Source organism: Lysobacter sp. KACC 24251, assembly GCF_057747755.1.
The window spans coordinates 1,093,526-1,120,407 of record NZ_CM173222.1; the positions used below are offsets into that span (position 1 = coordinate 1,093,526).

Annotated in this window: 23 protein-coding genes and 2 tRNA genes; 13 read left to right on the forward strand and 12 right to left on the reverse strand. The window is 68.0% G+C overall.

Features of this window, described 5'->3' with window-relative positions:
- Positions 1-2: 2 nt before the first annotated feature.
- The 4 genes from amaB to rnd form a co-directional block, all read right to left on the reverse strand.
- Positions 3-1,535, reverse strand: a complete 1,533-nt coding sequence (gene amaB, locus AC3ARF_RS05255; protein ID WP_498930922.1) for an L-piperidine-6-carboxylate dehydrogenase — start codon at positions 1,533-1,535, stop codon at positions 3-5.
- A gap of 52 nt (positions 1,536-1,587) precedes the next feature.
- Positions 1,588-1,664 (reverse strand) — tRNA-Arg (locus tag AC3ARF_RS05260).
- Between the two features lie 98 nt (positions 1,665-1,762).
- A tRNA-Ala gene (locus AC3ARF_RS05265) sits at positions 1,763-1,838 on the reverse strand.
- A gap of 13 nt (positions 1,839-1,851) precedes the next feature.
- Positions 1,852-2,979 (reverse strand): ribonuclease D, encoded by a 1,128-nt coding sequence (rnd, locus tag AC3ARF_RS05270; RefSeq protein WP_498930924.1) that lies wholly within the window; start codon positions 2,977-2,979, stop codon positions 1,852-1,854.
- A 122-nt stretch (positions 2,980-3,101) separates the two neighbouring features.
- Here rnd and AC3ARF_RS05275 point away from each other — a divergent pair, with 122 nt between their 5' ends.
- Both AC3ARF_RS05275 and AC3ARF_RS05280 read left to right on the forward strand, forming a co-directional pair.
- Positions 3,102-4,922: an SUMF1/EgtB/PvdO family nonheme iron enzyme gene (locus AC3ARF_RS05275; RefSeq protein ID WP_498930926.1), complete on the forward strand. Its 1,821-nt coding sequence runs from the start codon at positions 3,102-3,104 to the stop codon at positions 4,920-4,922.
- Between the two features lie 18 nt (positions 4,923-4,940).
- On the forward strand, positions 4,941-5,873 hold the full coding sequence (locus AC3ARF_RS05280; RefSeq protein ID WP_498930928.1) for a M48 family metallopeptidase: 933 nt from the start codon (positions 4,941-4,943) through the stop codon (positions 5,871-5,873).
- Positions 5,874-6,023: 150 nt separating this feature from the next.
- Here AC3ARF_RS05280 and phaR read toward each other — a convergent pair whose 3' ends face one another.
- The 3 genes from phaR to gluQRS form a co-directional block, all read right to left on the reverse strand.
- Positions 6,024-6,515 carry a polyhydroxyalkanoate synthesis repressor PhaR gene (gene phaR, locus AC3ARF_RS05285; RefSeq protein WP_036136434.1) on the reverse strand — a complete coding sequence of 164 codons (492 nt, stop codon included), beginning with the start codon at positions 6,513-6,515 and terminating at the stop codon, positions 6,024-6,026.
- 106 nt (positions 6,516-6,621) lie between these two features.
- A complete protein-coding gene (phbB, locus tag AC3ARF_RS05290; RefSeq protein WP_498930930.1) occupies positions 6,622-7,362 on the reverse strand; it encodes an acetoacetyl-CoA reductase in 741 nt (246 codons plus the stop codon).
- Positions 7,363-7,410: 48 nt separating this feature from the next.
- Positions 7,411-8,325 carry a tRNA glutamyl-Q(34) synthetase GluQRS gene (gluQRS, locus tag AC3ARF_RS05295; RefSeq protein ID WP_498930932.1) on the reverse strand — a complete coding sequence of 305 codons (915 nt, stop codon included), beginning with the start codon at positions 8,323-8,325 and terminating at the stop codon, positions 7,411-7,413.
- A 111-nt stretch (positions 8,326-8,436) separates the two neighbouring features.
- Here gluQRS and htpX point away from each other — a divergent pair, with 111 nt between their 5' ends.
- Positions 8,437-9,345, forward strand: coding sequence for a protease HtpX (gene htpX / locus AC3ARF_RS05300; protein WP_498930934.1), 909 nt, complete (start codon positions 8,437-8,439; stop codon positions 9,343-9,345).
- A 166-nt stretch (positions 9,346-9,511) separates the two neighbouring features.
- Here the strand turns inward: htpX and AC3ARF_RS05305 are convergent, their stop codons facing one another.
- Both AC3ARF_RS05305 and epmB read right to left on the reverse strand, forming a co-directional pair.
- Entirely contained in the window at positions 9,512-11,587 is a 2,076-nt protein-coding gene (locus tag AC3ARF_RS05305) for an EAL domain-containing protein (RefSeq protein WP_498930936.1), read from the reverse strand.
- Positions 11,588-11,673: 86 nt separating this feature from the next.
- The gene (epmB, locus tag AC3ARF_RS05310) at positions 11,674-12,693 is read right to left on the reverse strand and encodes an EF-P beta-lysylation protein EpmB (protein ID WP_498930938.1); all 1,020 of its coding nucleotides are present in this window, start codon (positions 12,691-12,693) and stop codon (positions 11,674-11,676) included.
- 133 nt (positions 12,694-12,826) lie between these two features.
- On the opposite strand from epmB, the gene efp reads away from it, so the two are divergent.
- The 6 genes from efp (at position 12,827) to folE2 (ending at position 18,181) form a co-directional block, all read left to right on the forward strand.
- Entirely contained in the window at positions 12,827-13,393 is a 567-nt protein-coding gene (efp, locus tag AC3ARF_RS05315) for an elongation factor P (RefSeq protein WP_498930940.1), read from the forward strand.
- Positions 13,394-13,535: 142 nt separating this feature from the next.
- Positions 13,536-14,879 (forward strand): TRZ/ATZ family hydrolase, encoded by a 1,344-nt coding sequence (locus tag AC3ARF_RS05320; RefSeq protein WP_498930941.1) that lies wholly within the window; start codon positions 13,536-13,538, stop codon positions 14,877-14,879.
- Positions 14,879-15,601: a bifunctional 2-polyprenyl-6-hydroxyphenol methylase/3-demethylubiquinol 3-O-methyltransferase UbiG gene (gene ubiG, locus AC3ARF_RS05325; RefSeq protein ID WP_498930944.1), complete on the forward strand. Its 723-nt coding sequence runs from the start codon at positions 14,879-14,881 to the stop codon at positions 15,599-15,601. Before AC3ARF_RS05320 ends, ubiG begins: the two co-directional genes overlap by 1 nt.
- Complete coding sequence (locus AC3ARF_RS05330) at positions 15,598-16,335, forward strand: phosphoglycolate phosphatase (protein WP_498930946.1); 738 nt, start codon at positions 15,598-15,600, stop codon at positions 16,333-16,335. Before ubiG ends, AC3ARF_RS05330 begins: the two co-directional genes overlap by 4 nt.
- Positions 16,332-17,153, forward strand: a complete 822-nt coding sequence (locus AC3ARF_RS05335; protein ID WP_498930948.1) for a hypothetical protein — start codon at positions 16,332-16,334, stop codon at positions 17,151-17,153. Before AC3ARF_RS05330 ends, AC3ARF_RS05335 begins: the two co-directional genes overlap by 4 nt.
- Positions 17,154-17,242: 89 nt before the next feature.
- Positions 17,243-18,181 carry a GTP cyclohydrolase FolE2 gene (gene folE2, locus AC3ARF_RS05340; RefSeq protein WP_498930950.1) on the forward strand — a complete coding sequence of 313 codons (939 nt, stop codon included), beginning with the start codon at positions 17,243-17,245 and terminating at the stop codon, positions 18,179-18,181.
- Between the two features lie 18 nt (positions 18,182-18,199).
- Here the strand turns inward: folE2 and AC3ARF_RS05345 are convergent, their stop codons facing one another.
- Genes AC3ARF_RS05345 through yidD form a run of 3 tightly spaced genes read right to left on the reverse strand, consistent with a single transcriptional unit; the run spans position 18,200 to position 20,694 of the window.
- The gene (locus tag AC3ARF_RS05345) at positions 18,200-19,045 is read right to left on the reverse strand and encodes a M23 family metallopeptidase (RefSeq protein WP_498931763.1); all 846 of its coding nucleotides are present in this window, start codon (positions 19,043-19,045) and stop codon (positions 18,200-18,202) included.
- Positions 19,046-19,083: 38 nt separating this feature from the next.
- A complete protein-coding gene (locus tag AC3ARF_RS05350; protein WP_498930952.1) occupies positions 19,084-20,430 on the reverse strand; it encodes a dihydroorotase in 1,347 nt (448 codons plus the stop codon).
- A gap of 12 nt (positions 20,431-20,442) precedes the next feature.
- Positions 20,443-20,694 carry a membrane protein insertion efficiency factor YidD gene (gene yidD / locus AC3ARF_RS05355; RefSeq protein WP_498930954.1) on the reverse strand — a complete coding sequence of 84 codons (252 nt, stop codon included), beginning with the start codon at positions 20,692-20,694 and terminating at the stop codon, positions 20,443-20,445.
- Between the two features lie 216 nt (positions 20,695-20,910).
- Here yidD and dksA point away from each other — a divergent pair, with 216 nt between their 5' ends.
- From dksA to AC3ARF_RS05375, 4 genes are all read left to right on the forward strand, one after another.
- Positions 20,911-22,059, forward strand: coding sequence for an RNA polymerase-binding protein DksA (gene dksA, locus AC3ARF_RS05360; protein ID WP_498930956.1), 1,149 nt, complete (start codon positions 20,911-20,913; stop codon positions 22,057-22,059).
- Positions 22,060-22,331: 272 nt separating this feature from the next.
- Positions 22,332-22,889, forward strand: coding sequence for an RNA polymerase sigma factor (locus AC3ARF_RS05365; RefSeq protein ID WP_498930958.1), 558 nt, complete (start codon positions 22,332-22,334; stop codon positions 22,887-22,889).
- A complete protein-coding gene (locus AC3ARF_RS05370; RefSeq protein ID WP_498930960.1) occupies positions 22,886-23,878 on the forward strand; it encodes a FecR family protein in 993 nt (330 codons plus the stop codon). Before AC3ARF_RS05365 ends, AC3ARF_RS05370 begins: the two co-directional genes overlap by 4 nt.
- Positions 23,879-24,017: 139 nt before the next feature.
- On the forward strand, positions 24,018-26,819 hold the full coding sequence (locus AC3ARF_RS05375) for a TonB-dependent receptor domain-containing protein (RefSeq protein WP_498930962.1): 2,802 nt from the start codon (positions 24,018-24,020) through the stop codon (positions 26,817-26,819).
- Positions 26,820-26,882 lie beyond the last annotated feature (63 nt).

Consider the following 26,882-nt stretch of genomic DNA (forward strand, 5'->3'; position numbering starts at 1 on the left):
GCTTACAGGTCGAACTTGATGCCCTGGGCCAGCGGCAGCGAGTCGGAGTAGTTGATGGTGTTGGTCTGGCGGCGCATATAGGCCTTCCACGCATCCGAGCCGGATTCGCGGCCACCGCCGGTTTCCTTCTCGCCACCGAAGGCACCACCGATTTCCGCGCCGCTGGTGCCGATGTTGACGTTGGCGATGCCGCAGTCGCTGCCGGAGGCTGCCAGGAACGCCTCGGCGGCCTTGAGGTTGGTGGTGAAGATCGACGACGACAGGCCCTGCGGCACCGCGTTCTGCAGCTCGATGGCTTCGTCCAGGGTGCTGTACTTCATCACGTACAGGATCGGCGCGAAAGTCTCGTGCTGCACGATCTCGGCATCATTGGTCAGGCCGGTGACAATGGTGGGCAGCACGAAGTTGCCCTTGCCCTCGATCGCGGCACCGCCAGTCTCGATCTTGCCGCCGGCGGCCTTGGCCTTCGCCACGGCATCGAGGTAGGCATCCACGCCGTCGCGGCTGTTGAGCGGACCCATCAGGTTCTTCGGGTCGGTCGGGTCGCCGATTTTGCCTTCCACCTGCTTGTACGCGGTGACCAGCTTGCCCAGCACCTCGTCGTAGATCGACTCGTGCACGAACAGGCGGCGCGTGGTGGTGCAACGCTGGCCGGCGGTGCCGACGGCGCCGAACACGATGGCCGGAATGGCCAGCTTCAGCTCGGCGGTGGGGTCGACGATGATCGCGTTGTTGCCGCCCAGCTCCAGCAGCGAGCGGCCCATGCGGCGCGCCACGCGCTCGCCGACCATGCGGCCAACCTTGGTGCTGCCGGTGAAGCTGACCAGCGCCACGCGCTTGTCATCGACGAAGCCTTGGGCCAGGTCGCTGCCGGCGTCGTTGAACAGGAAGAAGATGTCCGGGAAACCTCCGGCCTTCAGTGCCTCGTTGCAGATCTTCATGCTGGCGATGGCCGACAGCGGCGTCTTGGGCGAGGGCTTCCACACGGTGATGTCACCGCAGATCGCGGCGATGAACGAGTTCCACGCCCACACCGCCACCGGGAAGTTGAAGGCCGAGATCACGCCGACAATGCCGATCGGGTGCCACTGCTCGTACATGCGGTGGCCCGGGCGCTCGGAGTGCATGGTCAGGCCGTACAGCTGGCGCGACAGGCCGACGGCGAACTCGCCGATGTCGATCATCTCCTGCACTTCGCCATCGCCTTCCGGCTTCGATTTGCCCATTTCCAGCGCGACCAAGGAGCCCAGCGCGTCCTTGTGCTTGCGCAGTGCGTCGGCGCAGAGGCGGATGGCCTCGCCACGGCGCGGGGCCGGGGTGGTGCGCCACACCTTGAAGGCGGCCTGGGCGCGCTCGATGATCGTGTCGTAATCGGCCTGCGACGACGCCAGGACCTTGCCCAGCACCTCGCCGGTGGTCGGGTTGATCGGCTCGAGGACGCCGGCGTCGCTGGTCTTGGACCATTCGCCGTTGCCCAGGAAGGTGCCGGATTCGGAGGCACCAAGGCCAAGTGCGGCGAGGACGGGGTGGGTCATTGCAGGCTCCATGCGTCGTGGCGCCGCCAGGATGGGCGGGCGCGGAGGGTGATGGCGGCCCCGACACGATTCGAACGTGCGACCTGTCCCTTAGGAGGGGACCGCTCTATCCAGCTGAGCTACGGGGCCAAACCATCATTTTCGCATGAAGGTGGGGCGAGGCGGAAATCGCGACCCGTTGCCGCAAAAGAAAAAAGCCGGCGCAGGGCCGGCTTTTCTCGGAATCGTGGTGGAGCCAGGGAGGATCGAACTCCCGACCTCGTCATTGCGAACGACGCGCTCTCCCAGCTGAGCTATGGCCCCACGGCAGTCGGCATTATACGGATGTCGACGGGTTGTCGCTAGTCGTGAGCAGGGGCGCCAACGTGGGCTCCAGCACGGCACGCCGCCAGCCGCCAATTGCGTCGGGCCACTCGCCGGTGTCCATCAAAGCTTCCAGCCAGCGGCGCGAAGCCAACACGCCGTCGGGCAGATCCAGTGCCTTGCTGCATGCGGCCACCGCGTCCTGCAGGCGGCGCAACTGCGCCTTGTTGCGGGTTTCGGCCTGGCGGGCGTCGGGTGCGTCCGCCTCGTCCGCCAGCGGCGTCTGCAGCGCCTGCCAGATCGCATCCGCCAGCTTGCGCGGCGCCTTGGGTTGGCTGTCGAAGATCCGCAGCAGGCCCGTCAGGTCGACGGGCGGGTTGCGGGCGAGGCTGACGGCCAATTCGTTATCGAGGATCCACGTGCGCGGCCGATCCTGGGTACGCGCGTACGCGTCGCGCCACCGCAGCAGGCGCAGCAACCGACGCTGTTGCTCCGGCTCGAGGAAGCCGCCGGAACGCAGCGACAGGTGAGGCCAGCGTTCGGGACCTTCGTTGATGGCGTTGGCGATGGTCCGGGCCGCGTCCTCTTCAAGCCAGGCCATGCGCCCACTGCGCTGCAACTGGTCGGCGAGTATGTCGTGCATCTCGAACAGGTGGCGCACGTCATCGGCGGCGTATTCCAGCTGCGCCGGGGAAAGCGGTCGGCGCAGCCAGTCCGAGCGGGTCTCGCCCTTGGCCAGGGCCGTGCCGGTCAGTTGCTCCACCAGCTTCTGGTAGCCCAGGCCACCACCGATGCCCGCCATGGCCGCGGCGGCCTGGGTGTCGAAAAGGGGCGAGGGGACGACGCCGCAGGTGTGGCGGAAGGCGACCAGGTCCTCGCTCGGGCTGTGCATCACCTTGAGGATGGCGGTATCCGCCAGGATCTCGGCCAGTGCTTGCGCCATGCCCGGAACGAGCGGGTCGACCAGCAGGATGTCCTCCGGCGCCAGGACGCCCGTTCCCGCGTCCAGCGCGATCTGCACCAGGGCCAGTTGCGGCCAGAAGGTGCGCTCGCGGATGAACTCGGTGTCCAGCCCGATACGGGCCGGGCGTTGGGCGAAGCGCGCCTGCAGCGCGGCGGGGTCTTTGATCCAGATGGGCACGGGGCGGTCGATTGTGCGTTTGGGTTGCCGGGGCGGGCGACAATAGCCTACTTTCACCCGGGCCGGCATCCGGCGTGGGTTGGGGCAGGAGAGGGCGATTGCGGGCGATCATGGTGGCGAGCATGGCGGCGACGCTCCTGCTGGCGGGGTGCTCCCGCGAGCAGGGCGACAGCCGTGGAGCCGCCGGTGACACGGTGGCCAAGGGCCCGCGTCCCGTCGTCACGGTCAGCGGCGACCAGGCGGTTTCGCCGGTGGGGCCCTGGCATGTCCCGGTCGTGGAGGTCACCGCGGGCAACGCAGATGCGCTCAAGCGTCAGGCGGACGCCGCGCTCGCCCAAGGCAATCTGTACGCCGACGCCGGCAGTGCACTGCCAATCCTGTTGGCACTGGCACGGTTTGCGCCCCAGGATAAACACGTCACCCTGGCACTCGATCGCGCGACCCGGGCACTGTTGGCCCAGGGGGACGCGGCCTTGGCGGCCATCGACACGGAACCTGACGCGCTGCGCGGCGCCTATGAGGTGGCGGCCGTTGCGCGGTCCGTGGCCCCGGCCAGCGAGGCCGTGCAGGCGTACCTGGGCCGGGTGGACCGGGCAGAGGAGGCCGCCAATGCCAACCGCCGCGGCGAGCGCGCGCTGGCTGCCGGCCAGGTTGGCGAAAACGGCAAGGGCGGTGCCCTGCGCCAGTTCCGCCAGGCGCTGCAGTGGCGTCCGGGCGACGCCCGTGCGCAACAGGGCCTGGCCGCGGCGGAAAGCCAGCTGATCCGCCGCGCGGAACTGGCCGCCGAGAAACACGACTATGAGGCCGCCGATCGATGGCTGTCCCTTGCAGGCAAGGTGCGCGAGGACGTGGGTACCGTCGACCATGCCCGTGCCCAGATTGCGCAGCGACGGGCCGCGCGCATCCGCGAACTGCGCGACCTCGGCGTCGTGGCATTGGGCAAGGAAGACGGTCTGGACATCGCCCGGGGGCACCTGGCCTCGCTGTTGCGCATCGCGCCCAGTGGCGATCCCGCCGCGGTGGAGTTGCGCCAGCGCATCGAGCTGGCTTCGCATTACGGCGTGTTCCGTCCTGGGCAGGTGTTCACCGAGGCATTGCGCAATGGCGGCCGTGGTCCGCAGATGGTGGTGGTGCCGCACGGCGCCTTCCGCATGGGCGCCGTCGAAGCTGAGCGCGATGCCACCGACGCCGAATTTCCCGCCCGCAACATTCGCTTCGACCGGGGCGTGGCGATGGCGCGCACCGAGGTTACGGTTGGCGAGTTTGGCCGTTTCGTGGCCGCCACCGGCTACCGTTCCCGGGCCGAGCGTCGCGGCTATTCAACCGCCTACGACGAGCGCAGTGGGAACCTCGTGCGTCGCAGCAACGTCGATTGGCGCTCGGACTACACCGGCAAGCGCGCGGCTGAGCACCTGCCGGTAGTGCATGTGAGTTGGCAGGACGCGCACGCATACGCTCAATGGCTGTCTGAGCAGACCGGTCAGACCTACCGCCTTCCGAGCGAAGCGGAGTTCGAGTACGCGGTGCGGGCGGGCACGCAGTCGCGCTTTCCGTGGCCAGGCGACGTGCCGCCGGCCAACGCCGGCAATTTCACCGGCGGCAAGGACGCATCGCCGAGTGGACGCGGCTGGCGCAACGCGTTTGCCGGTTATGCCGACGGCGCCTGGGGTCCGGCGCCAGTGGGCAAGTATTCAGCGAATGCATACGGTCTTCACGACCTTGCGGGCAACGTAAGCGAGTGGGTGGCGGACTGTTGGCACGACACCTACCGGCGAGCCCCCGACGATGGCGAAGCCTGGGTCAACCCGGGTTGCCGCACCGCGGTGGTCCGTGGCGGTTCGTGGGCCAGTTCGCCAGCGCAGACACGGTCCGCTTGGCGGCTGGGCAGTGACCGCAATACGACCAATGCCCGCGTCGGCTTCCGGGTCGTACGCGATATCTGATCTCCAGGAGTAGTCGGCATGAGGATTGACCCTTTAGGTGCCCAGAGGCAGGCCGGTGGGCAGCGCCGCGGTGGCGGCATCCGGTGGTGGATCCTGATCCTGTTCGCCGGTTACGCCGCGTGGCAGTGGTTCGGCAGCGCCAAGGTCGACCCGTATACTGGCGAGAAGGCGCACTACGGCGCGACGCCCGAGGAAGAAGTGCAACTCGGCGCCCAGGCGTTCCAGCAGGTGGTGGGGGACGCGCAGAGCCAAGGTGCGCTGTTGCCGGCGAGCACGGAGGTCAGCCAGCAGATCCGCACGATCGCGCAGCGCCTGGTGGCGCGCGTTCCCGAGGTCACCGCCGATATGGCGGCCGCGAACCAGCAGGAAGTGCCGACGTCGCACCAGACGTTCGAGTGGGACGTCGCGGTGATCCAGTCCGATCAGGCCAATGCGTTCTGCCTGCCGGGCGGCAAGATGGCGGTGTACACCGGCCTGATCCCCGTCGCCCAGAACCAGAACGCGATGGCGGTGGTGATGGGCCACGAGATCGCCCATGCGTTGCTGCGCCATGGCTCACAACGCATGGCGCAGCAGAAACTGGTCCAGATGGGCCAGGTGGCGGCCGGCATGGCGGTCGGCGGCATGGACCCGCAGCAACAGCAGGCCGTCATGGCCGCGCTCGGTGCCGGCGCGCAGTACGGATTCATCCTGCCGTATGGGCGTAACCACGAGACCCAGGCCGATGAAGTGGGCCTGATGCTGGCCGCGGCGGCCTGTTACGACCCGGCGGAGGCGATTCCGCTGTGGGAGCGCATGGCCAGCCTGAGTGGTGGACAGCACCCGCCGGAGTTCGCCTCCACCCATCCCAACCCGGCCAACCGCATCCAGCACCTGCAGTCGCTGATGCCGCAGGCCCAGGCGTTCCGCGCCAAGTACTGCCAGCAAGGGGCGGCAACGGCGAGCCGTTGAGAGGGCTGGCTGCTGAGGAGTGCCCGTTGATTGGGCGGCCCACCTGCTGCATTCGGCAACGCAAGATTGCGTCGGGGGAGCGTCAAACCCCGCGGAGGGCCCAAGAAAAAAGCCGGCCAAGGCCGGCTTTTTGGCATTTGGGAGGTCGTCTCAGCGCCCGCGCTTGGGATCGGGCGGCTTGCGCGTGGTGTTGGGCGAGGAGCCGACGCTACCGGTCAAGTTCTGCTGGAAGTCCTTCCACATCGCCATGTTGCGCTCGGTGAGCTGGTTCATCAGCGACCAGGGAGTCTGCCCCAGCACGCCGCCCATCTGGCTGCGGAACTGCTGCTGCTGGTCCAGGAACACCTGCATCGAGCGCTCGAGGTAGTTGCCCATGAACCCCTGCAGCGAGTCGCCGTAGAAGCGGATGATCTGGCTGAGCAACTGCGTCGACAGCACCGGCTCCCCGTCCTGCTCGTGCTCCGAGATGATCTGCAGCAGCACCTGGCGCGTCAGGTCTTCGCCGGAGCGGGCATCGCGCACCTCGAAATCCTCGCCATCGACGATGAGCTGCCGCACGTCCTCGATGGTGATGTAACTGGAAATCTCGGTGTCGTAGAGACGACGATTCGGATACTTCTTGATGACGCGGGTCGAGGCCATCGAGCGGGAACTCTAAATCGTGGTGCCTTGCAGCATGGCTCAGCCCGCGTGGCCTTGCAACTGTTCCTCCGGGCAGGCCCGCCGGCGGCGCGGCGGGCCCCGGGGTTCACCAGCCCATGTGGTGGCCGCCGTTGATGTCGAGGTTGCTGCCCGTGATCCAGCTGGCCTCTTCGGCGGCGAGGAAGCCGACGCCGTAGGCGATCTCCTCCGGCGTGCCCAGGCGGCCGGTGGGGATGTCGGCCACGATCTTGGCGCGCACGTCCTCGGGCACCGCCATCACCATGTCGGTGGCGATGTAGCCGGGTGAGATCGTGTTCACGGTGATCCCCAGCTTGGCGTTCTCGCGTGCCAGCGAAATGGTGAAGCCGTGCATGCCGGCCTTGGCCGCGGCGTAGTTGGCTTGGCCGTACTGCCCTTTCAGGCCGTTGATCGAGCTGATCTGGATGATGCGGCCCCACTTGCGGTCGCGCATACCCTCGATCACCGGGCGGGTCACGTTGAACACCGAGTTGAGGTTGGTGTTGATCACCTCGGTCCACTGGTCCGGCTTCATGCGATGGAAAGTGCCGTCGCGGGTGATGCCGGCATTGTTGACCAGGATTTCCACCGGACCGAGCTTGCGCTCGATCTCGCTCACCATCGCCTGCGCTTCCTCCGGCGAGGTCACGTCACCCTTGACCAGCGTGACGTCATAGCCGTCGGCCTTCATGCGTTCCTGCCAAGCCTTGGCTTTTTCTTCGCTACGGTAGTTGGTGGCCACTCGGTGGCCCATGTCCGCCAGTTTCTTGACGATGGCGGTTCCGATGCCGCCCGTACCACCCGTGACCAGTGCAACGCGGGATTGCATGCCGTCTTCTCCATGCCGCGACCTTGCGGCTCCGCCTCGATACTAGCCTTACATTGTGAAACTTTGGTGCTGCATTGCGGCGACTTTGGTCGATGCGGTGGCCGGGATGCGGTGCGGATCGAAGGCAGCCTGTGCAGCGGCGAGGAGGCCGGGCAAGTCGTGCGACGTTGCCAGTGCGTCCGCCGGCTGCCCCAGTTCGCTCCATGCGGTGCGAAGGGCAGGCAGTGGGTCGTTGGGGTCCACCGGGTGTGCAGCGTCCGTCTTGGACAACTTGCGGCCGTGCGCGTCAAGCAGCATCGGCAGGTGGGCATAGCGGGGTTGGGGCAGTCCAAGCGCACGCTGCAGCAGGATCTGCCGCGGGGTGGAGTCCCGCAGGTCGGCGCCGCGCACCACGTCGGTAATGCCCTGGTCGGCATCGTCGACCACCACCGCCAGCTGGTAGGCCCAGCATCCATCGGCGCGGCGGATCACGAAGTCACCCACCTCGTGCGCCACGTCCTGCCGCTGTGGGCCCTGGATCGCATCGTCGAACGCGATGACGCTGCCATCGGGCACGCGTAGGCGCACGGCGGGATCAGGGCGGAGGGCAGTGGACACGCACTCCCGGTGGATGCCACGACTCGCCGCCAGGGCGGTGCGGCTGCAATGGCAGACAAATGCCTGCCCGGTCGCCAGCAGCCGGTCCAATGCCGCCTGGTACTGCGTGCCCCGCTGGTGCTGGAAAACCACCGGTTCGTCGGAATGCAGTCCGAAGGCCGCCAAGGTCTGGAGTTGTCGCAGGGCCGCCCCTGGCACTTCGCGCGGCGCATCGACATCCTCCACGCGGACCAGCCAACGGCCGCCGGCGTGGCGGGCCAACAGCCAGCTGCCAAAGGCCGCCAGCAGGGAGCCGGCATGCAGGTCACCGGTCGGGGAAGGGGCGAAGCGGCCGCGATAGGGAGGGCTGGGGAGGGGCGGGTTCACGCGGGCAGGTGCGCCGACAGAAGCGGCAAAGCGGAAGGGTTCACTTGAAATCCATGCGAGACTGCCACACTTTTCCGATATCCGCGCACGGTGCGCGGCAGGATTCTGAGCATGTTCAAGCGGATCGTACTTTTCCTTGCCACCAACCTCGCCGTACTGGCGTTGCTGAGCATCGTCATGGCGGTGCTGCAGAACGTGTTCGGCGTGACACTGGGCAACAATGGTGCCCTGCTGGTGATGGCGACGGTCTTCGGCTTCGGCGGTTCGTTCATCTCGCTGATGATGTCGAAGTGGATGGCCAAGCGCTCCACCGGCGCGCACGTGATCGAGCAGCCGGCCAACGAGGCGGAGCAGTGGCTGGTGACCACGGTGCGTCGCCAGGCCGAGGCAGCCGGCATCAAGATGCCCGAAGTGGCCATCTACGACGCGCCCGAGATCAACGCCTTCGCCACGGGTCCCAGCCGCAACAACTCGCTCGTCGCCGTGTCGACCGGCCTGTTGCGCGCGATGAATCGCGATGAGGCCGAGGCGGTGCTGGCCCACGAAGTGAGCCACGTGGCCAATGGCGACATGGTGACCATGGCGCTGATCCAGGGCGTGCTGAATACGTTCGTCATCGTGCTGGCGCGCGTGGTCGGCCGCGTGGTGGATGGCTACCTCAACGGCAACCGCGACGGTGCCCCCGGGATCGGCTACTACGTCATCGTGTTCGTGCTGGACATGGTGTTTGGCCTGTTCGCCAGCATGATCGCGATGTGGTTTTCGCGTTACCGCGAGTTCCGGGCCGACGCCGGCGGCGCCAGTCTGGCGGGCCGTCCGAAGATGATTGCCGCGTTGGAGCGCCTGTCCCAGACCTATGGCGAGAGCACCCTGCCCAAGCAGGTGGCGGCCTTCGGCATCAGCGGTGCGGTGGGCCATGGCCTGCGCAAGCTGCTCATGAGCCACCCGCCGCTGGCGGAGCGCATCCAGGCGCTGCGCGACGCCCCGGTCGCGCCGGTCCGCGGCACCGTGGTCGGTTGAGGTTCGCCTCCAGGCCGCGTGAAAAGCCCGCCAGCAGGCGGGCTTTTTCTTTGCGGCGGGAGCACTTGCCCGGTGGTTGGCCCGAGGGGCTCCCGCAGTTGCCCGGTTCCGAGCCGAAACCGGTCGGGACGAAGTGGCCCGTGGAGGTGCCGCCCACGCTTCTTGCCTAGAATTCGTAATCCATGTTCGGGCTGGAGGCGGCCAGGAAGTGACCTTGCGCGTAGTCCACCCCGGCGCCAAACAGGATGGACATGCTGCCTGCGTCCTGCACGAACTCGGCGATGGTGGTCTTGCCCAGTTCACGGGCTTTGGCGGCCATCTCGCGGATGCGCGCCTGGTGCTCGGGGTTGCCTGGCAGGTCGTCCATGAAGGCCCGGTCGAGCTTGAGCACCGAGGCATCGAAGTGACTGAGCATCTGGAACGAATTGAGGCCGCTGCCGAACTGCTCCAGGCAGATGCGCACGCCCAGCCGGGCCAGTCGCGCCTGGAAAGCCTGGGCAGCTCGCAGGTGGGTGAACACCTTTGACTCGGGGATCTCGATGACCAGCAGGCGTCCGTCGGCACCGTGCCTGGTCAGTTGCTCCTCGATGTGCCGCGCCAGGGCGTCGTCCTGCAGCGAATGCTCGGTGACCTTGACCAGGATGGTGGTCTCATGGTCGCTGCGGGCACGTTCGCCGATAAGGCTGATCGCCTTGCCCACCACCCAGCGGTCGATCTCCCACATCAGGCCGTGTTCCTCGGCGACCTGCAGGAACGTCAGGGGCTGCACGATTTCGCCGTGCTCACCGCGCAAGCGCAGGAATGCTTCGTACATCTCGCGCGGTTCGCCATGCAGGCCGATCAGCGGCTGGAAGTGCATCAGGAAACCGTCGCCGTCCAGCGCCTGGCGGATCCGTGTGATCCACGCGGCCATGCGCTCCTGCTCGGCGCGGTCCACGGCGCCCGGGTCGAAGAGATCCACACGGTTGCCGCCCACGCCGATGGCCGACTGCACACTGGCCGCCGCCTTGCCCAGCACCGCGGTCATGCTCGCGATGCGCTGGCTGATCTGCACACCGCCGATGCTGGCGGTGATGTTGAGGGAATGATTGCCCATTTCCAGTACGGCATCGGCAAACGCCGTACGCACCCGGTCGGCAAGTGCCACGGTCGCGCCGTGGTCGGCGCCCGGGCGCAGGATCGCGAACTGGTGCTCGCCGAAACGGGCGGCGATGTCGTCCGGCCCCAGCGCCTGCCGCAGTCGTTCCGCGCAGGCGCTGACCAGCTCATCCGCGGCACCCAGGCCAATCTCCTGCACCAGGCGGGCGTAGTGATCGGGTTCCACCAGAAGCAGGCCGTGCTGGGTCGCGTTCTGGGCGGCGTCGGCGACCGTGTCCTCCAACTGGCGCAGGAAAGCCTGGCGGTTGAGCAGGCCGGTGACCTGGTCGCGTTGACGCAGTTCCTCCAGCAACGCCTCGTCCACGGCGCCTGTTTCCTGGCGGCGCAAGATGAGCTGCTGGCAGGCTTCGCCTTCGTACGTGGCGACGGTGAATTCCATCACCGCGGGGAACTGCGCCCCTTCCAGCGTCCGGGCCTGGATCTCGTGCCGCGGCGGCGGTGCCTCGCCCTTGGACAGCGACTTGAGCAGCTTCTTGAAGCCTTCCACGTACTGCGGCGCCACGAGGTCGAGCAGCGACATGCCCTCGATGTCCTCGAACGAGTCGAAGCCGAACATCTCCAGGTAGGCCGAATTGGCCCGGATATGCATGCCTTCGTGGATGTATGCGATGGGGTCGCGCGATGACTCGATCAGCGCGTCGCAGCGGCGCTCGGTCTCGCGCACGTGGTTCTCGAGCCGGCGCAGCGCGCGGCGTGCCTCCAGGTCGGTCCACTCGGAGCGCACCACGTATTCGATCTGCGCCGCGCGGTCGCGCAGGATGGTGCCGCGCGCGCCCATGGCGCTGGCCTCCAGCAGGCGCGCATCGTCGATCGAGTCGTACAGGACCAGTACGGGCAGGTCCTTGCCGGTGGCCACCACCAGTGCCATCGTCCGCGCCAGGGGGACGGCCCGGGAGGCGTGGGCGGCGATGATGAGGTCCGGCGTCTGGCTGTCGAGGAGCTCCTTGAGCTCGTCCTCGTTCTCGGGGCGGGTCGGGCGCACGGCAATGCCGGCATTGCGCAGTCCGCTGACAATGGCCTCCGCCGCCTCGACGCTGTCGTCGACGATCAGCAGGCGAAGCGCCTTGTCTTTGCCGATTTGCATGGCGATTTCCATGGTCGGGGTTATGCCACGAAGCAGCGGTGGCCGTCCATGAGAAAGAGCCCATCCCTCACGCGAGTTCTCACAACCTAGAGCGGTCGCTTACCGGTATCGCCCGCCACCTCGCGAACGAGCCGGGGCACCAGGTAGCCCGACAGACGGGCCGACAGGGCGGTGTGCAGCGCCTTGGCGCGGTCGTCATCCACTTCGAAATGGGCGGCGCCCTGGACCCGGTCCAACTGGTGCAGGTAGTAGGGCAGTACGCCGGCGGCGAGGCCACGCTCGCTCAGCTCGGCCAGCGCATCGACCGAGTCGTTGACCCCCCGCAGCAGCACCGCCTGGTTGAGCAACTGGGCACCGGTGGATCGCAGCCGGCCCAACGCCGTGTCCACGTGCCCATCGAATTCGTTGGCATGGTTGGCGTGCAGTACCACCGTGACCGGCCAGGGAAGGGCGTCCAGCCATGCCAGGAGGGCACCATCGACGCGCTCAGGCAGCACCACGGGCAGCCGGGTGTGGATGCGCAGGCGGCGCAAGTGAGGCACGGCGGCCAGCGCATCGGTCAGCTCGACCAGCTTGTGGGTGGCCAGCGACCACGGATCTCCGCCGGACAGGATGACCTCCTCGATGGAGGCATTGGCCCGGATCAGGTCGATGGCTCCCTGCCAGCCTCCGGCCGCGGCGGTCTCCTCGGCGTAGGGGAAGTGGCGCCGGAAGCAGTAGCGGCAATGGATCGCGCAACTGCCCGTGGTGACCAGCAGGGCGCGACCGTTGTATTTGCGGATCACCCCGTCGCCGGCCTTGGCTGCGGCATCTCCCACCGCGTCCAGGCTGAAGCCGGGCATGGGGTGCATCTCGGCGTCGAGCGGGAGGATCTGCCGCAGCAGGGGGTCGGCCGGGTCGCCGTGGCGCATCCGGGCCACGAAGCCGCGCGGTACCCGCAGCGGGAACTGTGCCGCGGCCTCGGCGGACAGGCCGGGCCCCCGGCCATCCAACCCGAGCATGGCCAGCAGCTCACGGGGATCGCGCACGGCGTCCCGCCACAGTTGCTGCCAACCGGGGGGCAGGGAAGGGGCGGGCTGCATGGGGAGGGGGGCAGCGGGTATCATGGCCTACTGATTTCGCGCCGAAGCTGCTCATCGGGCGGCAGCGCGGGCCAATATTCTAGCCGGGCGTGGCCTCGCGTGCCGCGCCCTTGGCGACCCTCCATTCCAACTAGAAGCACCATCCAGGAGTTGCACCATGGCCAGCCTTGGCATGAACGACGTGAAGAACGGTCAGAAGATCCTCGTCAACAATGACCCCTGCGTCATCACCGAGACCGAGTACGTCAAGCCGGGCAAGGGCCAGGCGTTCACCCGCGTGAAGTACCGCAACATCAAGTCGGGTCGCGTGGTCGAACTGACCATGAAGGCGACCGACTCGCTGGAAGTGGCGGATGTGGTCGACACCGACATGCAGTACCTGTACGCCGACGGCGAGTACTGGCACTTCATGAACCCGGAAACCTTCGAGCAGGTGCAGTCGGACAAGGCCGGCATGAGCGGCGCCGAGAAGTGGCTCAAGGGCGAGGAGGAGTGCGTGGTGACCCTGTGGAATGGCACCCCGATCGCCGTGCAGCCGCCGAATTTCGTCGAGCTGAAGATCACCGAGACCGACCCGGGCGTGCGCGGCGACACCTCGGGCGGCGGTGGCAAGCCGGCCACCCTCGAGACCGGCGCGGTGGTCCGCGTGCCGCTGTTCGTGGGCACGGATGAGGTGATCAAGGTCGATACCCGCTCGGGCGAATACGTCTCGCGCGTCAAGTAATACCGGCGGGGCGACCAGCTCGCCCCGGTGAAACCCGCGCCGCCCACACCGGGCGGTGCGTTGCCGCCAGCCGGATGGCCTGCATCACGCTGTCATGCGCCCGGTGCAGGCTGCCGGGGAGCGGCCCCGACAGGAATGCCCGATGACGATCCATGCCGCACCCGAAGCCTGTGACCTTCTGATCGAAGCCGGCTGGGTGGTGCCGGTCGTCCCGCACGGGGTGGTCCTGGAGGACCATGCCGTGGTGGTGACCGGCGGTGTGATCCAGGCCGTGCTGCCGCGTGCCTTGGCCCGCCAGCGGTTCTCGGCCCGCGAAGTGGTGTCGCGCCCCGACGGCGCGCTAATCCCCGGCCTGGTCAACGCCCACACCCACAACCCGATGACGCTGCTGCGCGGCGTCGCCGACGATCTGCCGCTCATGCAGTGGTTGCAGGGCCACATCTGGCCGATCGAAGCCGAAGTCATCGGCCCCGGGTTCGTGGCCGACGGCATCGCCCTGGCGATCGCCGAGATGCTGCGCGGCGGAACAACCTGCTCAAACGAGAACTACTTCTTCCCCGACGTACAGGCTGCGGTGTACAAGCGCCACGGTTTCCGCGCCGTCGTCGGCCTGCCCGTGATCGACTTCCCCACTGCGTGGGCGCGCACCTCTGACGAATACTTCGACAAGGCCGCCGAGGTGCACGACCAGTGGCGCGACGACCCGCTGGTGGGCACGGCCTTCGCGCCGCATGCGCCGTACACGGTATCGGACGCGAACTTCGAGCGCATCCGCATGCTGGCCGACCAGTTGGACGTGCCCGTGCACTGCCACGTGCATGAAACCGCGCACGAGACGGACGAATCGCAGGAGAAGCACGGCCAGCGCCCGCTCGGGCGCCTGGACCGCCTTGGGCTGGTCAACGATCGCCTGATCGCCGTGCACATGACCCAGCTGACCGACGCCGAGATCGCGCTCTGCGCCGAACGCGGCGTGAGCGTGGTGCATTGTCCGGAATCCAACCTGAAGCTGGCCTCGGGCTTCTGCCCCGTGGGCAAGCTGCAGAAGGCCGGCGTCAACCTCGCCATCGGCACCGACGGCTGCGCCAGCAACAACGATCTCGACATGTTTGGCGAGATGCGCACCGCGGCGCTGCTGGCCAAGGCGGTGGCCAACGACGCATCGGCGTTGGACGCCGCCAGCGCGCTGCATGCCGCCACCCTCGGCGGGGCCAAGGCCTTGGGCCTGGACGCGCGGGTGGGCAGCATCGAAGCGGGCAAGCTGGCGGATCTCGCGCTGGTCGACCTGGGCCAACTGGAAACCCAGCCCCTGCACCATGTGATCTCGCAGTTGGTCTATGCCGCCGGTCGCCAGCAAGTGAGCGACGTGTGGATCGCCGGCAAGGCCAGGCTCCGCCAGCGCGAACTGGTGGGCATGGACCTCGCAGAACTCATCGCCAACGCCCGCCAATGGCGCGCGCGTATCGCCTCCATCCGGATTTCCTGATGACCACGCAGCCGCAGTCACACGACACCAACTTCAACCAGGCCGAGCTCGACAAGTTCGGCGCGCTGGCCAACCGCTGGTGGGATCCGGACGGCCCGCAGAAGGCGCTGCACGCGCTGAATCCCGCGCGTTTGGGCTACGTGGCGGCACGGACCACGCTGCGCAATGCCGACGTGCTCGACGTGGGATGCGGTGGCGGCCTGCTGAGCGAGGCCTTGGCCCAGGAAGGGGCGCACGTCACCGCGATCGACCTGGCGCCCGAACTGGTGAAGGTCGCGCGCCTGCACGGTCTGGAGTCGGGCGTGAAGGTGGATTACCGACTGCAGTCGGTCGAGACCCTGGCCGTGGAAAAGGCTGGCCATTTCGATGCTGTCACCTGCATGGAAATGCTGGAGCATGTGCCCGATCCTGCGGCGATCATCCAGGCATGCGCCGCGCTGCTGAAGCCCGGTGGCAAGCTGTTCCTGTCCACGCTCAACCGCACCCCGGCCGCTTTCGCGCTGGCCATCGTCGGCGCGGAATACGTGGCCCGATTGCTGCCCAGGGGCACCCACCAGTACCGCGACTTCATCAAGCCGTCCGAGTTGGCGGCCTGGCTGCGCGACGCCGGCCTGCAGTTGGAGGACGTCAGCGGCCTGATGTACGAGCCGTGGCGCAATGCCGCGCGGGTGACACGTCGAACCGACGTCAACTACCTGGCCTGCGCGGTCAAGCCGGCATGAGACGCGAGCATCGCGATCCCGCGGCCGCGAGGGGAGGAGACATCGCTCCCTGCGCTGATCCCACGGCCATCGGTTTCCCCAAGGCGGTGCTGTTCGACCTGGATGGCACGCTGCTGGACAGTGCCCCGGACATGCTGGCGGCCACCAATGGAATGCTTGCCGCGCGCGGCCGGGCACCCATGACGCTTGCCGCGCTGCGGCCACACGTGTCAAAGGGCGCCCGCGCGATGATCGGCGCAGCGTTCCCGGATGTGGACGTGGCCGAGCGCGAAGGCTGGGTACCTGAGTTCCTGGAGCACTACGGCCGCGAACTGGGCCGCCACGGCGCGCCGTTCGAGGGCGTCGAAGCGATGTTGACCGCGCTGGAGGCCGCCGGCTGCGCGTGGGGCATCGTCACCAACAAGCCCGAATACCTGGCCGCCCTGCTGGTGCCGATGCTCGGCTGGGAGGACCGCTGTGCGGTGCTCATCGGCGGCGACACGCTGCCGGTGCGCAAGCCCGATCCGCTGCCGCTGATCGTCGCCGCCGAGCGCATTGGGATGGCGCCCGCCGACTGCGTGTACGTCGGTGACGACGAGCGCGATATCGTCGCCGCCCGCGCGGCCGGCATGCCGTCGGTCGTGGCCCTGTGGGGCTATCGCCTGCCCGGTGACCATCCGCAAGACTGGCGCGGCGACACCATGGTCGAGCAGCCACAGGTGTTGTGTGCCCCTGGCGCCTGGCCTGTGCCGTGAAGGATTCGGACAATCACGCCCAGTCGGCGCCCGACATCACCGCGGCCCCCGACAGCTTCATCGACAAATGGCTGGCGCGCTGGCCCGAATGGGCGGTGGCGCAGGTGTTCGTGCCACAAGCCCAGCGGCGGACGCTGCTGGCGTGGGCCGCGCTGCAGCAGGAACTTACCGACGCAGCTTGGGGCGGCCAGGATGCGCGCCCCGGCGAGGCAAAGCTGGGCTGGTGGCAGGAAGAGCTGCTGGGCTGGAGTCGCGGCCTGCGCCGCCACCCGTTGGGTAGCGTACTGCAGGGTCAAATAGACGACTGGCAGATCCTGGCCAACGTCCTGCCCGCGCTACGTGACAGTCGCGAGCGGCCGGCCGATGCCGCGGAGGCGTTTGCGCAGGTCGAGGTGGTAGCCCGCGCATTTGCCGGAATCGATGCCGCGCTCGAGGCCGCCTTGGCGCGCAATGCGCCCTGCGCGGCGCATGGGCTCAACGGCGCCCTACTGGTGCGCCATCAATTGCTGCACGCGCGGCTGGTCGTCTCGGGGGAAGGGGCCGTGCCGCTACAGGAACTCGCCCGGGCGGGGCAGGGGAATGCGGTGATCATGTGGGCGCGTCGCGTGCCCGCGCTGTCGCCAGCGCCCGGGGGGGGAGGCGACGCTACCGCGCCGGACTTGGCCGGCCGGAGCGCTGCGACAACACGGGCGGACATCCCGCGATTTCGCCGAGTGACGGCCACGTTGGCCCGGCAGCGGCTCCAACAGGGCGATGTCGCCCGGCCGTTGCCCGCCTGGCGCGCCCTGTGGACCACGTGGCAGGCAGCCCGGAACTGATTGTTCCGGTGGCGCAAGCGGTTACCCCGTGACCGGCCGATAGAATGAGTCGCGTTGCGATCCTCCCATCCAACCCCATATCAACCGCCGTGACCACTTCCCTCAACCCGCCCCGCACCCTTCCCGACGTGGCCTTCGACGCTGCGGCCGCGGCGCGTCCGCTGGATTGGGTGGGGATGTCAAACATCGCGCTGCCGCTGCGGGTGCCCTCCGGGACCGGCGAGACCCTGCAAGTGGCGGCCTCGGCCGATGTGGCCGTCAACCTGACCAAGGCAGACAAGCGTGGCATCCACATGTCGCGCCTGTACCTGGAACTGCAGCACGCCTTCACCAGCGAAGTGGTGACGCCCGCTGGGCTGCGTCGGATCCTCCAGACGCTCGTGGACACGCAAGCTGGACTCTCCAGCGCGGCCCGGCTCGTGCTGCGCTACGAGCACCTGCTGCTGCGCCCCGCGCTGGCCAGTGAGCATGCCGGCTGGAAGCGGTATCCGGTGGAGATCGATGCCCGGCTCACCGACGGCCACCTGCACCTGGGGCTGCGCTTCGCCGTCGAGTACTCCAGTACTTGCCCGGCCTCGGCGGCCTTGTCACGCCAGATCAACGCCGAACGTTTTGCCGAAGATTTCGCCGACGCGCGCCCGATGTCCACGGCCGTGGTGCGCGACTGGCTGGCCTCGCCCCGCGGCATGGCCGCTACTCCGCACGCGCAGCGCAGCCGTGCCGATGTCCGCGTCGAGCTGCGCCACGCCTTCGAAGAACTGCCGTTGGGCCATCTGATCGACGAGTTGGAGCGGGGTCTCGCCACGCCTGTGCAGACCGCCGTCAAGCGCGAGGACGAGCAGGCATTCGCACGGCTCAACGCGGAGAATCTGATGTTCTGCGAGGATGCCGCGCGCCGCGTGGCGGCGGTGCTATCGGCAGACCCTCGGGTTGAGCGCTTCGACGCGACGGTGTCCCACTTCGAGAGCCTGCACGCACACGATGCCGTGGCGAACGTTGCCGGGCACGGCCCGGTAATGCCGGCCTGAGCGCGAATCGAAGACGCGCTACGGTGGCGCCGCCTCCGACGCCTCGAGCACCAACAGCGGATCGATCCGCACGTCGAACCAGTTCATGCCCCAATGCAGGTGGGGCCCCGTCGCGCGGCCGGTAGCGCCCACCGCACCGATCAACTGGCCCTGTTCAACGCGGTCACCCACCTTCACGTCCAGTCGTGACAGATGGAGGAAGTTGGAGCTGATGCCATGGCCATGGTCCAGCAGCAGCGTGCCGCCGGTGAGGTACAGACCCGGGTCGGCGAACGACACCACGCCGGCGGCCGGCGCCTTCACCGGTGCACCCTCCGGCGCGGCGATATCCATGCCGGAGTGGGCCGCCCCGGGTTCGCCGTTGTAGACACGCCGGTTGCCGAAGCGGCCGCTCACCCGTCCTTTAACCGGCCAGTCGAACGACTGGGCGAAGTCGGCGCGCGCATCATCGCGCAGGCGTGCTGCGGCCACGCGCGCCTGTTCCTCCCTGATGCGTTCCGCGATCGCGGGCGGGGGGTTCACGGTGGCCGGGGGCACGCCGTCAATGCGCTCCTCGGGCCAGTCCCGCGGCGTGACCGCCATGCTGTGGGCCAGCACAGTGCCGTCGCGGCGGGTGATGTGGATTGCCAACGCTCCCGTGGCGTCGCGCCCGACGCCGAACACGAAACGCCCCTCCGGGGAAATCCGTAGGGTGCGCCCGGCGTACTCCACCGTCGCACCCGCTTCGGCCAGGCCTAGCACCAGCGACCCCTGGGGCACGGCGGCCGGGAGGAAGGTTACCCGTGCCACGTCGGCATTCGCGCGTCCTGCAGCGGAAGCGCCGGCAGCGACGCAGCCACTGGCGGAGGCCAGCAATGCCGACAGCGCCACCACCCACGCGAGCCGCACCAGCGAATGCCGCATCAGCGCGAGAACACCAGTCGCTTGCCGTTGGCCGCGCCCACTAGCCGCTCACCATCCCATGCCAACACGCCGTTCACCCAGGTGGAGGCGATGCGCGAGTGGAACGTGCGGCCTTCGAACGGCGACCAGCCGCACTTGGAAAGCACTTGAGAGCGCTGCACGGTGAAGGGCGTGTCATCCACCAGCACCAGGTCGGCGAAATAACCCTCGCGCAGGAAGCCGCGCTCGGCCACGTCGAACAACTGTGCGGGCGCGTGCGCGAACTTCTGGACCACCTGAGCCGTGGTCAGCTTGCCTTCGTGCACCAGTTCCAGCGCGGCGTTGAGCGCGAACTGCACCAGCGGGAGGCCGCTCGGTGCGCCGGTATAGGGGCGGGCCTTCTCCTCCAGCGTGTGCGGCGCATGGTCGGTGGCCAGCACGTCGATCACATCGTCGGCCACCGCGGCAATCAGGGCTTCGCGGTCGCTGCTGTCCTTGATGGCCGGATTGCACTTGATCAGGTGGCCCAGCGTCGCGTAGTCGGTGCGGTCGAAGCGCAGGAAATGGATGCAGGTCTCGGCGGTGATCTGCTTGCGACTGCCGTCGGCGCGGATCAGCGGGCCGGCCTCGAACAGTGCCAGCTCGTCGGCGGTGGAGATGTGCAGCACGTGCAGGCGAGTGCCGTGACGGCGCGCCAGCGAAATGGCCAGTTCGGTCGACTTCAGGCACGCCTCGCGCGAGCGGATGTCCGGGTGGAACTCGGCCGGAATGTCGTCGCCGTACTGGGCCTTGTAGCGGGCCAGTTCGGCGTCGATGGTCGGCGTGTCCTCGCAATGGGTGATGATCGGCGTGGGCGCGCCGGCGAAGATGCCGTCCAGCACCGCGGGGTTGTCGACCAGCATGTTGCCGGTGGAGGCACCCATGAACACCTTCACCCCGGGCGCAGTGAGCGGGTCCAGGCGGCGCACGGCCTCCAGGTTGTCGTTGCTGGCGCCCAGGTAGAAACCGTAGTTGCCCCACGCGCGGCCGTTCGCGCGGCGGTACTTGTCCTCCAGCGCGTCGGCATCCAGCGTGGGCGGGTTGGTGTTGGGCATGTCCATGAAGCTGGTCAGCCCGCCGGCGACGGCCGCCGCTGACTCCGTGGCCATGTCGGCCTTGTACTCCAGGCCCGGCTCACGGAAGTGGACCTGGTCGTCGATCATGCCCGGGAGCAAACGTCGCCCCTTGGCATCGACCACGGTTTCGTTGCCGCGCGCGCTCAGCCCGCTGCCGATTTCCGCGATGCGCCCGCCTTCGATGCGCAGGTCGCCGTCGAATTCGCGGCCTTCGTTGACCAGTCGTGCGTTGACGATGAGGGTGTTGGGCATCGGTAGGGGCCGTCAGTGGGAGTGGGGAGGGTGGGGCGGTTTTGCCGAAGCAGGCGGAACGGGGTCCAGGCCGCCCGGATGGAACGGATGGCAACGCAGGATCCGGCGGGTCGCCAGCCAGCTGCCCTTGAGGGCGCCGAAGCGGCCGATCGCCTCCATCGCGTACACCGAGCACGTGGGGTGGAAGCGGCAGCGCGGTCCCAGCAGTGGGCTGATCCAGCGCTTGTAGAAGCGAAGGCAGGCGATGAGCAGTCGGTCGATCACGGGTTCTTTATGCGGACTGGCGCCATGATGCGCCCCGGTGTTGGTGCGCGTTGGAACTGCGAATGATTCGCCTGTCGCCCAGCCCTGCGGTCATGGCCTGAGGAGCCGTGGCGATGTATGGTGGAGGCAGTGGGGAGTCGCGGTTGCCGCGGTCACCGGGGCAGGGTATAACAGCGCGCCTTCCCGTCACAAGGGAATCAAAAGGACACGTCGCTCGTGGCAGTGAAGAAAACCGCGAAGAAGGCCGCCAAGGCCATCAAGAAGTCCGTCAAGCCGGCCGCCAAGCAGGCGGCTGCCAAGAAGGCCGCGACCACCAAGCCGGCTGCGAAGAAGGCTGTGGCCAAGAAGCCGGTCGCCAAGAAGGCGCCGACCAAGTCGGTCGCGACCAAGCCGGTGGCAGCCAAGAAGCCTGCCCCGAAGATGCCGGCGTCCAAGAAGGCTGTGGCAACCAAGCCTGCTGCGACGAAGGGCGCCACCAGCAAGTCGGCACCCGCCAAGAAGGCGCCTCCCGCCAAGAAATCCGCCGCGACCAGCTCCAAGGTCGTGGCCAAGAAGGCCGCCCCGGCCCGCAAGCCGGTGGCGACCAAGGCCCCGGTCAAGGCGCCGGTGGCCAAGAAGGTCGTGGCGACCAAATCCGCCCCGGCTGCAAAGAAGACCCCGGTGGCCAAGGTGGCCGCCGAGAAGCCCGTCGCCAAGCCGACCGCGGTCAGCAAGCCGGCCTCCGTGCCGGCGGCCAAGCCCACGGCGCCCGCCCCCGCGGCCGCCAAGCCGGAAGCCCCGGTGAAGGCAGTGGCCAGCAAGCCCACGGTCGAGAAGGCTCCCCCCCAGAACAATCCGCCTGCGGCCCCCCGCAAGGTTGGAAAGGTGGCCGTGGCCGTTGCGGCGAAGCCGCACGAGCCGGCACCGAAAGGCAAGGTGAAAGTCGTGCAGTACAACGTTGAACCAGGCAGTGGCCGCCCCATCGTTCCCAAGGGCTACAAGCCCAGCGCGGACGAGGAATACATGAGCCCGCTGCAGCTCGAATACTTCCGCCAGCGCTTGATGCAGTGGCGTGCGGACCTGGTCGAGGAATCCAAGCAGACCATCGAGAACCTCAAGGACGAAGTTCGCGACGTCGGTGACGAGGCCGAGCGCGCGACCCGCGAGACCGAGAACTCGCTGGAACTGCGAACCCGCGACCGCTACCGCAAGCTGATCAGCAAGATTGACAGCACGCTCAAGCGCGTCGACTCGGGTGACTACGGCTACTGCGTGGACACCGGTGAGGAAATCGGCCTGGAGCGCCTCGAGGCGCGCCTGACCGCCGAGCGCACCATTGACGCCCAGGAACGCTGGGAGCACCTGCAGAAGCAGATGGGCGACTGACGCCTACCGAAGCCCGCGCGCCAGTCGCGTTTGCCGGCCCGGACTCGACGACGCCCCCATGCCGGGGCGTCGTTGTTTGCGCGGCGGGGTAGGGAGGTGGCATTCCGGCGGCGTTCTTGGGGACATGAGTCGATGGGTTTCCCGTTGTCACCGCCAGACCCGATGGACCCACGGTTCCGCGCGACCGTCGGGCGGGAGGCCGTGTGCTGGATGACGGCTCTCCAGTGGCGGAACTCTGCGAAGACGCGTTTGCACGTGCGCTGGAGGCGTGCTTGAGCGCCGCGTCGCCGCCTGGGCCGGACACCGCCCCGGGGGCTGGCTTTGAGCACTTCGTGCGCGAGCACCGGCCGCTGCTGGTGGCATTCCTGCGTCGGCGGGTATCCGACGACGACGCACAGGACGTGGCGCAGGAGACGATGGTGCGGCTGATGCGCTACGGCGGCCAACCGGTCGAGGCCCTGCGCCCGTTGATGTACCGGATTGGGCTCAACGCGCTGGCCGACCGCGGCCGCCGCGATGCCAGTCGCATGGCCCATGCGCACGTCAGCCTGGAGGACGACGTCCTTGCGCTGCCGTCGGCGGAGCCGGCACAGGACGAACGCGTGGCGCACCAGCAGGCCTTGATGGCGGTGCGGACAGCCGTGTTGCGCTTGCCCCCGCGTTGCCGCGAGGTCTACCTGCTCAACCGGATCGAAGACATGAGTTACACCGAGATCGCGCGTCATTGCGGGATTTCGGTCAAGGCCGTCGAGAAGCACATCGGCAAGGCCCTTTCACTGCTGCGCGTGCACCTGCGCGGCAACAACGGCGGTCACACGGATTGGCCATGAACATGAACGAACACACCTCCAAGCTGGACGCAGACCAGGCCGCATGGTGGGTGGCGCGACTGGACGCCCCGGATTGCGATGCCAGCGAACGCGCGGCGTTTGAGGACTGGCTGGCGCAGTCGCCGCGGCATGTCGAGGCGTGGGTGTGGGCAGACGCCATCCACTCGGCGGCCGCCGAGCTTGCCGATGACGACCTGCTGCGGGCAGCGGCACGGAAGGCGCGTCGTGAAGGCCGGAACGCCTTTTCCGATCGCCAGGGCTTGCGGAACTGGGGGTGGGCAGTGGCGGCCAGCCTGGCCGTCGCGGTCGGAGTTCTGGCCTGGCGTCTGCAGCCGTCGGCCCCGACACCGGAGCAGCACTTCGCGACTCTCGTGGGCGAGCAGCGCACCATCGAACTGGCCGACGGCACGTCGTTGTTGCTCGATACCGCGTCGGCAGTCAGCGTCCGCATGGACCAGCGCCAGCGCGAAGTCGATGTTGACGCGGGTCGCGTGCAACTGGTGGTGGGGGACGATCCCCGCCCGTTCCTGGTGCATGCGGGCACCACGACGATCCGCGACATTGGCACCACGTTCCAGGTCAGCCGCACGGGCGGTGCGACCCGCGTGGGGCTGGTTGAAGGCGCGGTGGTCGTTTCGGCCCCGATGTCCACTGGCAAGGTGGAACGCGTGCGCCTGGCGCCGGGCGAGCAGGTGGCCCTGCAGGCTGGCGCCGGGTTCGCCCCGGTGGAGACGTTCGACATCGCCGTCGCGGAGGGCTGGACGCAGGGCGAGCTGGTGTTCAAGGAGCACCGGCTGGACGCGCTCCTCGCCGAGGCCAATCGATACTCCACCACCAAGTTGACCTTGGCCGACCCGGCATTGGCCGAGATCAGTGTCAGTGGCGTGTTCCGGGCCGGAAACCAGGATGCGCTGGTGTCGGCGCTGGAACGCGGGTGGGGACTGCACGCCCGTCGTGTCGGACCGGATGAGATCCGCCTGCATCGGTGACAGCGCTGACAGTCAACTGAGGCGCGTGTCCCGACGTTGCACGCGATGTCGCGCGTCCGTAATGTGGGGCGTTTACCCTGACCCGTGACGCCCGCGCATGCCCCGGCCGCGCTGCACTAATGCCCTGACCCTCGCTGCCATGCTGTCCGGCATTGTGCCGACGGCTGTGGCGCAGGTTCGTGGACCGGCGACGCGTGAAGCGCGCTCGCTGAGCATTCCAGCAGGACCCTTGGACGACGCGCTCAAGGCGTTGGCACGTCAGTCGGGAATCCAGCTGCTGTACTCCGCCGTGCTGGTGGCACCCCTCCGCTCGCGCCCCGTGTCTGGCGCCCCCTCGGTTGCTGCCGCACTGGCCATGCTGCTGGATGGCACTGGGCTCCGTGCCGTCGCGGTGACCGATGACGCCTTCGTCATAGAGAAGGTGCCGCCGAAGCCGCGCCGGGTGGGCGCCACGCCCCGCTCCAGCATCCCTGTTGACCGTCCCGTGGACGTGGGTCCGGTGACGGTGACGGGGACGCATATTCCGCGCGTGCCGGTCGATGGGATCGAAGCGTCCCCGATGACCCGGATCACCCGCGAGCAGATCGAGGCGAGTGGTCATCTCACGCTGTTCGAATTGTTGCGCGAGCAACCAGGCATGGTCGGCCACCATCCGGTGGAGGTGGCGGTCGAGGGGGGCAGTAGCACCCAGCAGCCCTTCGCCTCTGCGGCGACGACCAGTCTCTACGCCCTCGGGCCGCGGGCAACTCTGTTCCTGGTGGATGGCCAGCGCCTCGCTAATTACGGACTGGTTTCGGCGGATCTGGGGGGGCTTACCGACCTCGCGAGCATCCCGCTGAGCATCGTCGACCGCATCGAGATCATCCGAGGGGGGGCGTCGGCCATCTACGGTGCCGATGCCATGGCCGGTGTGATCAACATCATCCTGCGCAAGGATGCCGAGGCGCCGACGATGGTCATCCGCCGCGGCGGGACCGCGGTCGGAGAGGCGGAACAGACGCAGGCTTCGATGACGGTGGGCCACGCATGGGGCGAGGGTGGCGACCTGTTCCTGGGCGCGGAGTACTTCCGCAATGAAGGGATGGTGGGTGCGCAGCGCAGCTGGCGCACCCGCAATCTGCGACACCTGCGCCTGGGCGACTGGCGCTACCGCCTGGGGTACCGTAGTTCCAGCGGTCGTTTGCTTCGTCGGCATTGCCCTGGCGCGACCCCGGATTCGCAGGGCAGCTGCGTCTTCGACCCGCCGCGCTACGAAAGCCTGGAACCGGAAACCGAGCGCGGCTCGCTTTATGCGAGCGCGCGCGTCCCGGTGGGCGAAAACGCGGAGTGGCATTCCAGCCTGCGGGTGACGCATGCGGAACAGACGCTCTGGCGCGCCCCATTCCACGCCAGCGTGTTGGTGCCCCGCACCCACCCGGACTGGATATCGGGCATGGAGCGGCTGGATTATGCCTTCTTCGACATCGGCCCCATCCGCAATGACACCGACGCGACATCCTGGGACCTCGCCACCGGGCTGAACGGTTGGCTGGGCGAGTGGCAGTGGCACGCCAGCGCGGCGCACCATCGCAACGCTGTGACCAGCCGGACCGGCGGCCTGGTGCGCGAGACGGTGTTCGTGGACGCAGTGTACGAGAACGCCTACCGATTCGGGGGGGAGAACCCGCCTGGGCTGCTGGCTGCGATATCGCCCGCACTCACGACCCGCGGGACCTCCAGCTTTGAACAGGTGGGCGTGGGTGCCAATGGGCCGGCGTGGACCATGAGGGGAGGTCAGGCCAAGTTCGCCACCGGGCTGGAGGTGTTCCTTGACGGACTGGAGCATCGGCCGGACGCCCTGATGCTCGAACACGATGTCGCATTGGGCCCGCAGAAGATCCGCATCGACGAGCACCGTGCAGGTGCGGCGCTGTATGGCGAGCTCAGCTTGCCGCTGGTGCCGCGCGTGCACGCGGACCTCGCCCTCAGGCTGGACTATCGTGAGGGCTACGGAAGCCGGTGGTCGCCGAAGCTGGGGCTGAAGTGGAACGTTGTCGACGCCCTCACCGTGCGGGGAACCATCGCTACGGGCTACCGTGCGCCGACGCTGTTCGAGCTGCGGCGCCCAGGCGTGGAGGAGAACTACGACTTCTTCGCTTTCCAGCCCGAATTCGGGCCATGCCTCGACGAGGTGAGCGATCCCGGCCTGGGCACGTACTGCCGACTGCTGCGTGGCTCGACGGAGAACCCCGATCTCGAACCGGAAACCTCGTCCAGCCAGACCTTCGGGGTGGTGTGGGCCCCCACCGAGCGTTTCCTGTTGAGCCTCGATTATTTCCGCATCAGCCGACACGACGAAATCCTGCCGGTCAGCGCGGCCGATGACGCGGCGGCGTTTCCGCGGTCGCTGGTGCGCGACGATGCGGGGTACCTCATCGGCATCAACGACTATTACGAGAACGTCGGCGACAGTGACCTGCGCGGGTACGAAGCCGAGTTGCGATACCGGTGGCAGACGAGGTCGATCGGGCGTTTCGGGATCCGGGGCGGTGCGTATTTCCTTGAGCGCTTGGAGCGCACGCGTTTTGCGGGGGCACCCACGCTCGACCACGCCGGCTACCGCGTACCGCGCCACAGCCTGTTGGGCTCCGTGGACTGGGCCATGGGCAAGTGGACACACACGTTTAACTGGCGCCGCGCGGGTTCGGTGCGGGTGCACGCGCCGGACCAGCCGTGTCTGTGGAAGAACGTGGAACAGGGTCGTTGCGTCACGCCGGGCTTCAGCTTGTTCGATCTCGACATTGCCTATGCGGCATCAGCGCAGTGGCGTTATTCGTTCCACCTCCGCAACGTCTTCGGCCACGATCCGGTGAGCTATGACGTGGAACAGGCGGGCTACGACTTCGCCACGGACGACCCGCGCGGGCGCTACTACCTGTTGAGCGCCTTGTACCGTTTCTGAGGCGCGGGCTTGGAGCGTTGCAGCAGTCGCGATGCAACGGCAGGGGCGGTGAGCCGCACGCCG